The sequence below is a fragment of the Sphingomonas echinoides ATCC 14820 genome (assembly GCF_000241465.1).
Lineage (GTDB): Bacteria > Pseudomonadota > Alphaproteobacteria > Sphingomonadales > Sphingomonadaceae > Sphingomonas > Sphingomonas echinoides.
The window spans coordinates 1,999,470-2,012,651 of sequence record NZ_JH584235.1 but is presented as its reverse complement, the minus strand read 5'-3'; the positions used below and the strand labels follow the sequence as shown (position 1 = coordinate 2,012,651).

Below are 13,182 nucleotides of genomic sequence, written 5' to 3'. Positions count from 1 at the left end.
CGGTGAAGTCGGGTGCCCTGAAATCTGGTGGCGTGTTGCCGCTGTTGCGTTCCGCCGCTTTGCCGGTGGCGATTCTGCTGCTGGTCGTGCTGATGGTGGTGCCGATCCCGTCGGCGCTGCTCGACGTGTTCTTCATCATGAACATCACGATCAGCCTGGCCGTGCTGATGGTGTCGCTCAACGCGCAGAAGCCGCTCGATTTTTCGGCCTTCCCGACGGTGTTGTTGTTCGCCACGCTGTTCCGCCTGAGCCTCAACGTCGCCTCGACGCGCGTGGTGCTGGTGCATGGGCATGAGGGCGAAAGCGCCGCGGGCCATGTGATCGAGGCGTTCGGCACCTTCCTGATCGGCGGCGATTATGTCGTCGGCCTGTTCGTCTTCGCGATCCTCGTCATCATCAACATGATCGTGGTGACCAAGGGCGCGGGCCGCGTGTCCGAAGTGTCGGCGCGCTTCACGCTCGATGCCTTGCCCGGCAAGCAGATGGCGATCGACGCCGATCTCAACGCCGGCCTCATCACTCCCGAAGAAGCCAAATTGCGCCGCGTCGAAGTGGCGACCGAGGCCGATTTCTACGGCTCGATGGACGGTTCGTCCAAATTCGTGAAGGGCGACGCGGTTGCGGGCCTGCTGATCCTGGCCGCCAACATCATCGGCGGCCTGATCCTGGGGCCAGTCAGCCACGGCATGACAATTTCGGCTGCGGCGCACAATTATGTGCTGCTGGCGATCGGCGACGCGCTGGTCGCGCAGATCCCCTCGCTGATGCTGTCGATCGCGGCGGCCGCAATCGTGACGCGCGTGACCTCCAGCATGGATCTGGCGGGGCAGATTGGCAGCCAGTTCGGCTCGGCGCGGACGTGGACGCCGGTCGCGATCATCCTGGCTTTGCTGGGTATGATGCCGGGGATGCCGCATCTCGTCATCCTGCCCGCCGCCGCGCTGGCTGGCTTTGCCGCGTGGAAGATGCGCCAGGCCGCCAACCGCCCGGCACCGGTGGAAACCGCGCCCGCCGAGCCGGTCGACCATTCCAAGATCGGTTGGGACGAAGTCGCCGATACGATGCAGGTCAATCTCGACATCGGGTACGGCCTGGTGCCGCTGGTCGATGAGCGTCGCGGTGCGCCGCTGATGGGGCGGATCACCGGGGTGCGGCGGCAGCTCTCCAAGGAAATGGGTTTCGTCATCCCGCAAGTGCGGGTGCGCGACGACATCAATTTGTCGCCTTATGCTTACCGGATCATCGTCGGCGGCGTGGTCGTCGGCGAGGACAGCGTCTCGCCCGAGGAAATGCTGGCGCTCGACACGGGGCAAGCGGTTGGCGGCCTGATGGGCAAGCGCGCCAAGGACCCTACCTTCGGGCTCGACGCGGTGTGGATCGCAGCCGGAGACGCCGATGCGGCGACCGGCGCGGGCTATCTCGTGGTCGATCCGGGCACCGTGATGGCGACGCATCTCAACCATCAATTGGGCGTGCATGCCGCCGAGCTGCTCGGCCCCGACGAAGTGCAGGCGCTGCTCGACGGGCTGAAGGAGCGCGCCGCCAACCTCGTGGCGTCGCTGTCGCCCAATCCGCTGCCGCTGACCACGCTGACGCAAGTGCTGCGCGGGCTGCTGGCCGAGAACATCCCGCTCAAGGAGTTCCGCCGCATTGCCGCCGCGATCGCGGTCGCCGCGCAGAAGACGCTCGACGCCGACGAGATCATCGAGGCGATCCGCCCCGATCTGGGCGGGCTGATCATCGGCAAATTGTGCGGCGTGCGCGAGCCGTTGCGCGTGATGACGCTGGAGGGCGGGCTCGAAGGCCTGCTCGGCCAGGCGATCCGCAGCGATCCGTCGCGTCGCCACACGATCGAGCCCGATCTCGGCCGCCGCATCGTCGATGCGCTGCAGCGCGCCGCGCAACCCTTTGTCGACGAGGCCAAGCCATTCGCGCTCGTCGTCCAGCCCGCAATCCGCGTGGCGATCCGCAAACTCGTCAAAACCTGTCTGCCCGACATTCCGGTGATGAGCTTCTTCGAAGTCCCCGAGGACAAATCGGTCGAAGTCGTCGCCGTGATCGGTGCCCCTGGAGCTCTGCCCGCATGACCGCGCAGCCCGATTTCGCGACCTTCACCGAGGCGATGCCGCTGGTCTATCGCCGCTCCGGCGCGCCCGACCTGTCGCTGCTGGCCAAGAAGCACTTGCCGCTGGTGCGGCGGATCGCGTGGCACGTGCATGGCAGCATGTCGTCCGCGATCGAGATTGAGGATCTGGTGCAGATCGGGCTTGTCGCCTTGGTGGAAGCGGCCAGCGCCTTTGAGGAACGCGGGCAAGTGACCTTCGAGCAATATCTGGTCACGCGCGTGCGCGGATCGATGATCGACGCGCTCCGCCGCAGCGCCACGATCACGCGCGGCGCGATGCAGCGCAAGCGCCTCTATGCCGACACGGTCGCTGCGCTCACCACAGAACTCGGCCATGCGCCGGAGGAAGCGCAGGTCGCCGCGCGGCTCGGCGTGACTCCGGACAAGCTGCGGCTGGACTATGCCAATGCGCAGCCGGTGCGCTTCGAGCCGATCGAGGATGTTTATTCAGACGAAGGGCCGTGGTTTGCGAGCGATGAGCCCGACGCCTTCGCGCAACTGTCCGAAGGCGAGGAACGCGACACGCTGATCGCGGCAATCGCCAGCTTGCCCGAGCGCGAGATGCTGGTGGTGCAGCTCTATTATGTCGAGGAAATGAACCTTGAAGAGATCGGCCAGGTGATCGGCGTTGGTGCGGCGCGGGTGTGCCAGATCAAGGCCTCGGCACACGCCAAGCTGAAAAAGGCGATGCTGCGGCGCTGAGCGCGACCCTGTTCTTTTTCACGCGAAGGCGCGAAGGCGCGAAGAGAAGAAGGTTTGTTCGCGCAGAGGCGCGGAGGACGCAGAGAAGATGCGCCCGGTATCCATCGGCAGACCGACAAGGCGCGGATTTTCGGGCACGAGGCTGCGCTACGTCCCTCTTTCTTCTCCGCGTCCTCCGCGCCTCTGCGCGAACCAATTCTTATCTCTTCGTCGCGGCTTCGCGCCTTCGCGTGAGAAAAGCCCCTCGCGATCCCCTCATCCCAGCAGCAACCCCGCCAAAGCCGCCGACATCAAATTCGCCAGACTCCCTGCCGCCAGCGCGCGCAGGCCGAGCTTGGCGATCATCGGGCGCTGGTTGGGGGCAAGGCTGCCGGTCGAGGCCATCTGGATCGCGATCGAGGAGAAATTGGCGAAGCCGCACAGCGCAAAGGTCACCACGGCGGTGGTGTGTGGCGACAAGTCCTTCATCTTGCCGAGATCGATAAAGGCGACGAATTCGTTGAGCACGATCTTCTGCCCGAACAATTGCCCGGCGACGCGCGCTTCGTTCCACGGAATGTCGAGCAGGTACATGACCGGCGCGAAGACGAAGCCCAGAATGCCCTGGAAGCTGAGGTCGGGATAGCCGAACCAGCCGCCAATGCCGCCGAGCATCCCGTTGGCGAGCGCGACCAGCCCGACGAACGCCAGCACCATCGCGCCGACCGCAACCGCGATGCGCACGCCGGTCTGCGCGCCGTTGGCCGCCGCCATGATCAGGTTGGCGGCGCGTTCTTCCTCCAGTGCCTGTTCGGCAACGTGGAGCACGGCTTCTTCGGGATCGTCGCCCAGCGGCAATTCGCCGACGGGGGTGTGCGACACGTCGGGCATGATGATCTTGGCCATCAACAGTCCGCCCGGTGCCGACATGAACGACGCCGCGAGCAGATAGGGCAGCGCGCCCTGGCCGAGGAAGGTCGCGTAAGCGAGCAGGATCGTGCCCGCGACGCCCGACATGCCGACCGTCATCACCGCGAACACTTGCGGCGGGGTGAGGCTGGCGAGATAGGGGCGGATCACCAGCGGCGATTCGCTTTGGCCGACAAAGATGTTGGCGGCGGCGCACAACGCCTCGACCTTGGACACGCCGATCACCTTCTCGATCGCGCCGCCGACCCAGCGGATGACGAACTGCATGATGCCGAGGTGATAGAGGATCGAGACCAAGGCCGCGAAGAAGATGATCACCGGCAGTGCCGAAAAGACGAAGGCGCTGCCGAAGGTGGGATCGCTGGCGAGACCGCCGAAAATGGTCATCGTGCCGGCCTTGGCATAGCCGAGCAGCGCCCAGACGCCGCGCGACATGCCCTCGATCGCGCGGCGGCCGATGTCGCTGCGCAGCACGATGAAGGCGATCGTCACTTGCAGCGCGAACGCCGCGCCGACGACGCGCAGCCGGATCGCACGCTTGTTGGTCGACAGCAGGAAGGCCAGCCCCAGAATGACGAGGATGCCCACAATGCCGATCGGAAAAGTACCCACATGTCCCCCGCAAAAACGCCCAAGCCGCCGAAATCGGCGCGCACGGCGGTCCACCATACACGCGGGTTTGGCGAGCGATAGGGGTTTGCGGCGGCCTGTCGCGCGGCACCTGCTTTGACGTGGGCGCGAAACCGGCTAGCGTTGGTGCGATGAACACCCCTGCTCCTGCGATCCCGCGTTCGCTTTTCGCCTTTTCGATCTTTTATGGCGGCATGGTCTGCATTGCCGGCGTGCTCGGCAACAAGCAGGTGTCGCTCGGGCCGATTTCGACGCTGGGCACGTTGGTCGGGATCGGGCCGCTGGCGGTGGAATCGGGGATCTTCGCGTTTCTGCTGCTGGTCGTGGTGTCGAGCGCGGTTGCCGAACTGCATGGCCGAGTGATCGCCAACCGGCTGGTGCAGATCGGCTTTGCGCCGCTGATCGCCTCGATCCTGCTGTCGATCGTCGTGCTGTCTGCTCCCGCCGCGCCCGCGATGGATCCGGCGCGGCGTGATGCCTTTGCGCTGATGATGGGGGCGACGCCGCGGATCTGGTTTGGCGGGATCGTCGCTTATGGCATTTCGCAGACGCTGAACGTGACCATCTTCAGTTGGTTGAAGCGGGCGGAAGGCGGCGGGCTGTTGTGGCTGCGTGCGGGGATTGCCAGCGTGCTGAGCCAGATCGTCGATACGCTGTTGTTCGTCAGCATCGCCTTTTGGGGGGTGTTCCCGATCGGATCGCTGCTCGCCGGGCAAATGCTGGCCAAGGTCACGCTGTCGGCAATTCTGGTGCCGCCGCTCATCTATCTTGCGGTCGGTATCGGGCGGCGGCTCGACCGCTGAATGTATCCGCCGCCGCTGCGCGCGGCGTTCCGCCTGTTGCGCCGCTGGCGTCGGGAGGGCATGGAGCGCCACGCGCCCCGAGCGACCCTCCACCGACCCCTTCCGCCTGGCGGGAGGGGAGAAGAAGGTTTGGCATGACCGATCATTCCCCCGCCCCCGAATTGCTCGCCAAGGCTGAAATCCTGGTCGAGGCGCTGCCCTATATGCAGCGCTATGCCGGCAAGACCTTTGTCGTGAAATATGGCGGCCATGCGATGGGCGACCCCGAACTCGCGCGCGATTTCGCCGAGGATGTGGTGCTGATGAAGGCGGTCGGCATCAACCCGGTGGTGGTGCATGGCGGCGGCCCGCAAATCGGCGCGATGCTCAAGCGGCTGGGGGTCGAATCGCGCTTCGTCGATGGCTTGCGCGTGACCGATGCCGAAACCGCGCAGATTGCCGAAATGGTGCTGGCAGGATCGATCAACAAGGAAATCGTCGGCTGGATCGGCCAGGCGGGCGGCCGCGCGGTCGGCATTTCGGGCAAGGATGGCGGCTTCGTCACCGCCGCCAAGGTCGGGCGCGACACGCCGGACCGGCTGCAGGGGATCGAACGCCATGTCGATCTGGGCTTTGTTGGCGAACCGGTCGGGGTCGACCGGCGGATCATCGATACGCTGTCGCAAGCCGGGATCATCCCGGTGGTCGCGCCGATCGCGATCGGGGCCGACGGGCACACCTATAATATCAACGCCGACACGATGGCGGGCGCGATCGCGGCGGCCTTGGGCGCGGAACGCCTGTTCATGCTGACCGATGTTGTCGGCGTGCTCGACAAGACTGGCGAACTGGTCACCGATCTTGATCCGGCGGGCGTCGCGGCACTCCGCGCCGATGGCACGATCAAAGGGGGCATGATCCCCAAGCTCGAAACCTGCGTCCATGCGGTCGAGGGCGGGGTGGACGCCGCCGTCATCCTCGACGGGCGCGTGCCGCATGCGATGCTGCTGGAAATCTTCACCCGGCGCGGGGCGGGCACGCTGGTGCGGCGCTAAGCACTGTTCGTCGCCAGGGGTGGTCGCATCGGCGCGATCGCGCTAGAATAGCATCACCAACGTCGGAGACGCTTTTTGCATACGATCATCCAACTCTTGCAGGTCCTGATCGACGCGGTGACGCTGATCGTGCTGGTGCAGGTCATCCTGTCGCTGCTGGTGTCGTTCAATGTGATCAACACCTATAACGAGTTCGTTCGGGCGATTTATACCGGGCTCAATCGCGGCACCGACCCGCTCTACCGCCCGCTGCGCCGCGTGCTGCCCGATTTCGGGGCGCTCGATCTGGCACCGTTCGCCGTGCTGCTGATCCTGCGGCTGATCAGCATCGTGCTGGTCAATCTCGATGCGCATCTGCTCCTCGGAGCCCCGCTTTAAATTGCCCGTTCCAAACTGAAAGTTCCTGGCATGACCGCCGCGTTGATTGATGGAAAAGCCTTTGCGGCTGGCGTGCGCGCGCGCATTGCCGAGCGGGTCGCGGCGTTCGTGGGCCAGGCCGGGCGCGCGCCGGGGCTGGCGGTGGTGCTGGTCGGGGAAGATCCGGCCTCGGCGGTGTATGTCCGCAACAAGGGGCGCGCGACGCGTGAGGCCGGGATGGTCAGCGTCGAGCATCGCCTGCCCGCGGATGTGCCGCAGGACGCGCTGCTCGATCTGGTCGATGCGCTCAACGCCGATCCCGCGATCGACGGCATCCTGGTGCAATTGCCGCTGCCGGGGCATATTGACGAGCGCACCGTGCTGACCCGGATCGACCCCGACAAGGATGTCGACGGCTTCCACCCGGTCAATGCCGGGCGGCTGGCGACGGGGCTGCCGGGCTTCGTGCCGTGCACGCCCTTTGGCTGCGTGATGCTGCTGAAGGATGTGCTGGGCGATCTCTCCGGGCTCGACGCGGTGGTCATCGGGCGCTCGAACATCGTCGGCAAGCCGATGGCGCAATTGCTGATCGCGGAAAGCTGCACCGTGACGGTCGCGCATTCGCGCACGCGCGACCTGTCGAGCGTGATCAAGCGCGCCGATATCGTCGTGGCGGCGGTCGGGCGGCCCGAAATGATCAAGGGCGAATGGCTGAAGCCCGGCGCGACGGTGATCGATGTCGGCATCAACCGCACCGAGACCGGGCTGGTCGGCGATGTCGATTTCGCGGGCGCGATGAGCGTTGCGGGCGCGGTGACGCCGGTGCCGGGCGGCGTCGGCCCGATGACGATCGCCTGCCTGCTGCGCAACGCGCTGCTCTCGGCCGAGCGGCGCGAAGGCGTGGTCGGCAAGGGTGATTTGTGATCGCAGCGTTGCTGCTGGCGGCGGCCTTCCCACCTCCGTTCGTTTCGAGCGAAGTCGAGAAACCCGTCACGGGCGCAGGTTTCTCGACTTCGCTCGAAACGAACGGGCAGGGGAGAGCGGGTCAGCCTGCGTCGGTTACCGCCCTCGACGCCGAACGCGCCTTTGCCGCCGATGCGCAGAAGCTCGGGCAATGGACCGCCTTCCGTAAGTGGGCGGCGAGCGATGCGACGATGTTCGTGCCGCAGCCGGTCAACGCGCAAGCGTGGCTGAAGGACCGCGCGGACCCGGCCAAGGCGATTAGCTGGTGGCCGACCGCAAGCTATGTGTCGTGCGATGGGTCGCTCGCGGTCAACACCGGCGGGTGGAAGCGGCCCGACGGGTCGGTCGGCTATTTCTCCACCGTGTGGCAGCGCCAGCCGGATGGCGGCTGGAAGTGGATCGTCGATGGTGGGGATGATTTGAAGGTCGGGCGCGATAAGCCTCGGATCATCCAATCGGAGGTTGGGTCCTGCGCGGGAACACTGACTCAAGACCCAATTCTTTCATCGGATAATGCTGGCGGCGGTCGTGCGTCTGATCGTACCCTTGGTTGGATGTGGGAGACAGCACAGGACGGATCGCGCCGGTTCTGGGCTGCGATATGGACCGGCAAGCGCTGGAAAGCGGTAGTCGACGACAAGATTGCTGCGCCCAAATGATCGAACTCTACATCTCCTCGCTCATCACCTTTTTCGTGGTGATCGATCCGCCGGGCTGCGCGCCGATCTATGCCGGGCTGACGGCGGGGGCGACGCCGGTGCATGCGCGCGCGATGGCGTTGCGCGCGGTGCTGGTCGCGGCGGGCATTTTGCTGGTGTTCGCGTTGTTCGGCGAAGCGTTGCTGCATGGGCTGGGGATCAGCCTGGCGAGCTTTCGCATCGCGGGCGGGATCATGCTGTTCCTGATCGCGCTGGAAATGGTGTTCGAAAAGCGCACCGAACGCCGCGAGGACCGCGCCGCCAAGATCGCTGCCGAGCCGCATGACGATGTGTCGATCTTCCCGATGGCCATGCCGATGATCGCGGGGCCGGGGTCGATCGCCTCGGTCATGCTGCTGATGGGCCGCAATGAGGGGATCGAACGCTCGCTCGTCGTGCTCGGTGCGCTGGCGACGATCCTGCTGCTGACGCTGGTCTCCTTGCTCGCGGCGGGGCCGATCATGCGTGTGCTGGGGGCCAAGATCGAAGCGGTGATCACGCGGCTGCTCGGCGTGCTGCTGGCAGCACTCGCGGTGCAGTTCGTGATCGACGGGGTAAAGATCAGCCTCGGCTAAGCCGACCGCAGGTCAGCTTTTTCTGATCTTCTTCGTGCCTTTGCGTCTTTGTGCGATCAAAGAAATTTTCTCGCACGAAGACGCAAAGGCACAAAGGAGAAGGCGGAAAGGCTGCGCTTTGCGCTATTTGATCCGCCACAGCCGCAGCGGCGATTTGGCAGGCAGCGGCAGCGGTTCGAGCCAGTCGAAGGTCTTGCGGTGCGCGAGCTGGTCGTAGAACCCGCCGGGCGCGCGCACGCGGTAGATCGTCGATTCGGCCATGTTCGGGCAAATCAGCAACAGGCTCGCGCCGTGGCGCTTGGCGATGGCGCGGAAATTCTCGGGCGTGCCGGAAAAGGCGTGCTGCACATCCAGGATCGCATCGCCATTGCGGTGATACGGCCCCGCCACCGCATTGTGATGGGTGATGGTGATGATGCGCGGCCCCAGATCGACGAAGCTGAAGATCGTTTGCGCCGGATAACGGTTGAGCGGGCTCAGCGCCGTCATCGTCGGGCACGAACCGCTGGCGCGATCGATGATCTGGACGCGCTTGGTCGGTCGATCGATCGGCAAGAAGCGAAAAGCGAGACCGGCGAACAGGCCTGAGCCGACCAGCAATATCACCGCCACCGTCCCGAGCACGCGCACCAGTGGTGAGCGCTGGGCTTGCAGATAGGGGATTAACAGCCATGCCAGCGCGACCGCGCCGGGCACCGCCAGCATCTGTGCGGCCGGCCCCGCGCGCGCTTGCCATAGCAGCAGCAAGGCGGCCCCGGTGACGAACAGCAAGACCGTCGCCCACGCCGCGCCGAGCGCAGTGCCGCGCGCGCGCCACGTCGCCACGATCGCGCCGATCACCCCGACCACCGGCATGATCGCCACCGGGAAGGCGACGCGGAACGGGTGGACGTAGATCGGCCGCGCCTCGCGGATCATGTTGAGCCAGTTCTTCTGCAATTCGGGCGACGCCTGTTCGGGGCGGCCGAGGCATTGCGGGAAGACCAACGCGAAGCCGATCACGATCACCGCGCCCGCCGCGATGGCGAGCGCGAGCCGCACCCAGCGATTGGCGGGATTGACCCAGGCGAGCGCGAACAGCAGCGCGCCCGCCATCACCATCACGCTCAGCCATACCGGTGTCAGCGCGTCGCAGCGCGGGACGGCGTTGCCGTAAGAGGCGAACAGCGCGTAGCCCAGGCCGCTCCCCGCCCCCAGGCACAACGCATAGATTGACAAGCGCTGCGCTTCGGCGCGATCCCAGATCCAGCGCAGCGCGAGGATCGCACCGGCAATCGCGGCATAAGGCAGCATTTCGAGCCCGATCGCCAGCGACACTGCGCTCGCCAAGCCGACGATCGCACCGCCGCGCACGCCCTTGGGGTCGGACAGGCCCGCCACCGTCAGGCTGAGCATAGCGAGCTGCCAGCCGTGATGATCGATGCGCTCGGGCATGTACATCAACAGCGTCGCCGAACAGCATAGCAGCAGGGCGATGGCGAGCGGCCAGGCATAGGGGCTGACCAGCCGCCGGACGGTCGCACCCAGGCCGAGGATGGCGATGCTGAGCGGCAGCAGCGGGGCAATGCCGCAAGCGAGCATCTCGGCCTCGCGCGCGCCGACGAACGGGCGCAGCAGCACGATCAGCCCCGCGATCGGCAGATCGACGATGCGCGTCCAGTGAATGTCATAGCCGCTGGGCGGGTTCAGCCGATATTGGCGCAGGTCGTACCAGCCCTGCCCGCTCAGCCAGGCGCGCACCTGCATCAGCCGCATATTGTCGTCGGTGTCGCCAAGCTGCAGATAATGGATACCAACCCAGCGATCGTGCACGAAATAGATGGCGATACAAAGCCAGGCGATCAGGCTCAGGCGGACCCAATCCCGCTCCACACTGCGCATCAGCGAACCACCCGTCATCCAAACCGCTTTCCTAGACCGAGATCGCGCTCTACTGCGGCTCGCGTAAAGGGCAAGCAAACGTGACGACACTCCTCCAACACGTCGATCGCTGGCGGTCGAACCCGCTGTTCGGCCAGATGCTGCGGTTCGGCATCGCCGGCGGGCTGTCGACGGTGCTCTATTCGGCGGTGTACCTGCCGCTGACGCTGTATGTGTTCGAGCGGCAGCATGCGGTCTATGCGGTGCCGTTCGCATTTGCGGTTGCGGTGACGGCGGGGTTTTTCCTGCACAGCCGCTGGAGCTTCAAAGGGCATGGCACGGGCGCGCGGGGGGCGGCGCAGCAAGTGCAGTTCGTGCTGGTGCAAGCATCGGGGATGGCGCTGAACGCGCTCATCACCTGGATCGGCACCGCCAAGCTCGGCTATCCCGGCTGGGTGCCGCTGCTGCCCGCGATCGTGCTGGCGACGGGGATGACCTTCGTGCTCAACCGCTATCTGGTGTTCAAATAAGATGGGATGCGTCGACCTTGGATAGAATCGTTTACGACCGCATGGCGGCGCATGATTCGACGCATTGGTGGTATCGCGCGCGGCGCGACATCCTGGCCGACTATCTGGCGCGCGAAGGGCATTTGCCCGCCGATGCGCGGATCCTGGAGATTGGCTGCGGCACCGGCCACAATCTGCCGATGCTGAGCGCTTTCGGCAGTGTCGAGGCGATCGAGATCGATCCCGCCGCGCGCGCGATTGCCAGTGAACGGCTGGGCAAGCCAGTTGGCGCGGCCCCTTTGCCCGAGCTGACCGGGGTCGAGCGCGGTGCCTATGATCTGATCGCGGTGCTCGATGTTGTCGAGCATATCGAAGACGATGTCGCGGCACTGAAGGCGATGGGCGACTGCCTCAAGCCCGGCGGCAAGATCCTGATCGCGGTGCCCGCGCATCAATGGATGTGGAGCGCGCACGATGTCGTCAACCACCATCACCGCCGCTATTCCAAGGCGACGCTGGCGGCGGCGATCGGCAAAGCCGGGCTGAAGCATAACGGCTTGCGCTGGTTCAATTCTCTGCTGTTCCCGCTGGCGGTGGCGTCGCGCGTCGCCGGGCGGATTCGCGGCAAGGACGATAGCGACGATTCGCCGCCGCCCGGGCCGGTCAACGCGCTGTTCGAGGCGATCTTCCGCCTCGAGCGTCATTTGGTCGGCCGGGTGCCGCTGTCGCCGGGCGTGTCGATCGTGACGCTCGCGTCCCCGAAATAGCGCGGCGGATCCTTTCCATCGTTCGGAGCGTGCTCAAGCCCTGATCCGCTATGAGCGTTCGCTTGCGTGGAGGGGTGCCCTTCGACAGGCTCAGGGTGAACGGGGAGGCTTTGGGGCTTGGCTTCGGCTCCATAGCCGTGCCGAGATCGCGCGAGGCTTAGATTTCCGTTCGTGCTGAGCCTGTCGAAGCACTGCTCGCACCTTGATCAGGTGTCTGAGTGGCAAGGTGCCCTTCGACAAGCTCAGGGCGAACGGGTTGGGTCTCGGCTTCCGCGCGATAGCCGAGCGTCGCGCGGCCCTGGATCGGCCCGACCACATCGGCGACCAGATAGAGCGGGCGGCGCTTGGATTCGACATAGAGCCGCCCGATATATTCGCCGATCATCCCCAGCACGAACATCTGGAACGCGCCGAGCAGCACGACGACGAGCATCGTCGAAGTCCAGCCGGCAACCGCGCTGCCGCTGAAAAAGCCGACCGCGATGTAGAGGAACAGCAGCAGCGACGCCGCCGTCAGCGCGAGGCCCAAATGGCTGGCGAAGCGCAAGGGCGCGGTTGAAAAACCGGTGACCGCATCGAGCGCGAGGCGGATCATCTTGCCCAGCGGATAATTGGTTTCCCCGGCCAGGCGCTCGGCCCGGTCATACGGGAAGGGAATCTGCTTGAAGCCGACCCAGGCGACCATGCCGCGAATGAAGCGCGCCTGTTCGGGCATCGAGAGAAACGCATCGAGCGCGCGCCTGCTCATCAAGCGGAAATCACCGGTGTCGAGCGGGATGGCGGTGTCGGTGACGCGGTCGAGCAAGCGATAGAAAGCGGCGGCGGTGGCTTTCTTGAACAGTGTCTCGCCCTCGCGCTTGCGGCGCACGGCATAGACGACATCGGCCCCCTGCGCGGCCATTGCGGCGCGCATGTCGCTCAGCAATTCAGGCGGGTCCTGCAAATCGGCGTCGATGATCAGGATCTGCGCGCCCGAGCACAGATCGAGCCCGGCGGTGAGCGCAAGCTGGTGGCCGTGGTTGCGCGACAGGTTGATGACGACCAGCCGTGGGTCATCGGCGGCAAGGCGCTGCATCTCGCCCCAGCTATCGTCGCGGGAACCGTCGTTGATGAACAGGATTTCGTAATCATCCCCGACCGCAGCGCGCGCGGCGGCGGTGACGCGCGCGTGCAGCACGGCAAGGCACGCGGCTTCGTTATAGCAGGGAATGACAACGGATAACGCTGGGGGGGATATGGGACGCGACATG

Annotated in this window: 13 protein-coding genes; 10 read left to right on the top strand and 3 right to left on the bottom strand. The window is 65.6% G+C overall.

Annotation, left to right across the window (positions count from 1 at the left end; all coding sequences use genetic code 11):
* Positions 1-35 precede the first annotated feature (35 nt).
* Together flhA and ON00_RS09405 are read left to right on the top strand one after the other, a co-directional pair.
* Positions 36-2,087 (top strand): flagellar biosynthesis protein FlhA, encoded by a 2,052-nt coding sequence (gene flhA, locus ON00_RS09410; RefSeq protein ID WP_040602005.1) that lies wholly within the window; start codon positions 36-38, stop codon positions 2,085-2,087.
* Entirely contained in the window at positions 2,084-2,827 is a 744-nt protein-coding gene (locus tag ON00_RS09405; RefSeq protein WP_010405282.1) for a sigma-70 family RNA polymerase sigma factor, read from the top strand. Before flhA ends, ON00_RS09405 begins: the two co-directional genes overlap by 4 nt.
* Positions 2,828-3,082: 255 nt before the next feature.
* On the opposite strand, the gene ON00_RS09400 is transcribed toward ON00_RS09405, so the two are convergent.
* On the bottom strand, positions 3,083-4,348 hold the full coding sequence (locus ON00_RS09400) for a NupC/NupG family nucleoside CNT transporter (RefSeq protein WP_010405281.1): 1,266 nt from the start codon (positions 4,346-4,348) through the stop codon (positions 3,083-3,085).
* 149 nt (positions 4,349-4,497) lie between these two features.
* Here ON00_RS09400 and ON00_RS09395 point away from each other — a divergent pair, with 149 nt between their 5' ends.
* The 6 genes from ON00_RS09395 (at position 4,498) to ON00_RS09370 (ending at position 8,796) form a co-directional block, all read left to right on the top strand.
* Positions 4,498-5,169 carry a queuosine precursor transporter gene (locus ON00_RS09395; RefSeq protein WP_010405280.1) on the top strand — a complete coding sequence of 224 codons (672 nt, stop codon included), beginning with the start codon at positions 4,498-4,500 and terminating at the stop codon, positions 5,167-5,169.
* A gap of 134 nt (positions 5,170-5,303) precedes the next feature.
* Positions 5,304-6,203 carry an acetylglutamate kinase gene (argB, locus tag ON00_RS09390; RefSeq protein WP_010405279.1) on the top strand — a complete coding sequence of 300 codons (900 nt, stop codon included), beginning with the start codon at positions 5,304-5,306 and terminating at the stop codon, positions 6,201-6,203.
* A gap of 75 nt (positions 6,204-6,278) precedes the next feature.
* Positions 6,279-6,581, top strand: coding sequence for a YggT family protein (locus tag ON00_RS09385; RefSeq protein ID WP_010405278.1), 303 nt, complete (start codon positions 6,279-6,281; stop codon positions 6,579-6,581).
* Between the two features lie 30 nt (positions 6,582-6,611).
* Positions 6,612-7,484: a bifunctional methylenetetrahydrofolate dehydrogenase/methenyltetrahydrofolate cyclohydrolase FolD gene (folD, locus tag ON00_RS09380; protein WP_010405277.1), complete on the top strand. Its 873-nt coding sequence runs from the start codon at positions 6,612-6,614 to the stop codon at positions 7,482-7,484.
* Positions 7,481-8,182 (top strand): Cif family virulence factor, encoded by a 702-nt coding sequence (locus ON00_RS09375; protein ID WP_010405275.1) that lies wholly within the window; start codon positions 7,481-7,483, stop codon positions 8,180-8,182. Before folD ends, ON00_RS09375 begins: the two co-directional genes overlap by 4 nt.
* Positions 8,179-8,796: a MarC family protein gene (locus ON00_RS09370; RefSeq protein ID WP_010405273.1), complete on the top strand. Its 618-nt coding sequence runs from the start codon at positions 8,179-8,181 to the stop codon at positions 8,794-8,796. The genes ON00_RS09375 and ON00_RS09370 overlap by 4 nt, the downstream gene beginning before the upstream one ends.
* A gap of 123 nt (positions 8,797-8,919) precedes the next feature.
* Here the strand turns inward: ON00_RS09370 and ON00_RS09365 are convergent, their stop codons facing one another.
* Complete coding sequence (locus tag ON00_RS09365) at positions 8,920-10,695, bottom strand: membrane protein (protein WP_010405272.1); 1,776 nt, start codon at positions 10,693-10,695, stop codon at positions 8,920-8,922.
* A 62-nt stretch (positions 10,696-10,757) separates the two neighbouring features.
* On the opposite strand from ON00_RS09365, the gene ON00_RS09360 reads away from it, so the two are divergent.
* Together ON00_RS09360 and ON00_RS09355 are read left to right on the top strand one after the other, a co-directional pair.
* Positions 10,758-11,186 (top strand): GtrA family protein, encoded by a 429-nt coding sequence (locus ON00_RS09360; protein ID WP_010405271.1) that lies wholly within the window; start codon positions 10,758-10,760, stop codon positions 11,184-11,186.
* A 17-nt stretch (positions 11,187-11,203) separates the two neighbouring features.
* On the top strand, positions 11,204-11,932 hold the full coding sequence (locus tag ON00_RS09355; protein WP_029622592.1) for a class I SAM-dependent methyltransferase: 729 nt from the start codon (positions 11,204-11,206) through the stop codon (positions 11,930-11,932).
* A 157-nt stretch (positions 11,933-12,089) separates the two neighbouring features.
* Here ON00_RS09355 and ON00_RS09350 read toward each other — a convergent pair whose 3' ends face one another.
* Positions 12,090-13,181, bottom strand: coding sequence for a glycosyltransferase family 2 protein (locus ON00_RS09350; protein WP_050810909.1), 1,092 nt, complete (start codon positions 13,179-13,181; stop codon positions 12,090-12,092).
* Position 13,182: the final 1 nt, after the last annotated feature.

What these genes read in the sequence shown, in the direction of transcription:
- ON00_RS09405 (WP_010405282.1), top strand. Translation starts at nt 2,084, where the DNA reads ATGACCGCGCAGCCCGATTTCGCGACCTTCACCGAGGCGATGCCGCTG.
- ON00_RS09395 (WP_010405280.1), top strand. Translation starts at nt 4,498, where the DNA reads ATGAACACCCCTGCTCCTGCGATCCCGCGTTCGCTTTTCGCCTTTTCG.
- argB (WP_010405279.1), top strand. Translation starts at nt 5,304, where the DNA reads ATGACCGATCATTCCCCCGCCCCCGAATTGCTCGCCAAGGCTGAAATC.
- folD (WP_010405277.1), top strand. Translation starts at nt 6,612, where the DNA reads ATGACCGCCGCGTTGATTGATGGAAAAGCCTTTGCGGCTGGCGTGCGC.
- ON00_RS09370 (WP_010405273.1), top strand. Translation starts at nt 8,179, where the DNA reads ATGATCGAACTCTACATCTCCTCGCTCATCACCTTTTTCGTGGTGATC.
- ON00_RS09365 (WP_010405272.1), bottom strand. Translation starts at nt 10,695, where the DNA reads ATGACGGGTGGTTCGCTGATGCGCAGTGTGGAGCGGGATTGGGTCCGC.
- ON00_RS09350 (WP_050810909.1), bottom strand. Translation starts at nt 13,181, where the DNA reads ATGTCGCGTCCCATATCCCCCCCAGCGTTATCCGTTGTCATTCCCTGC.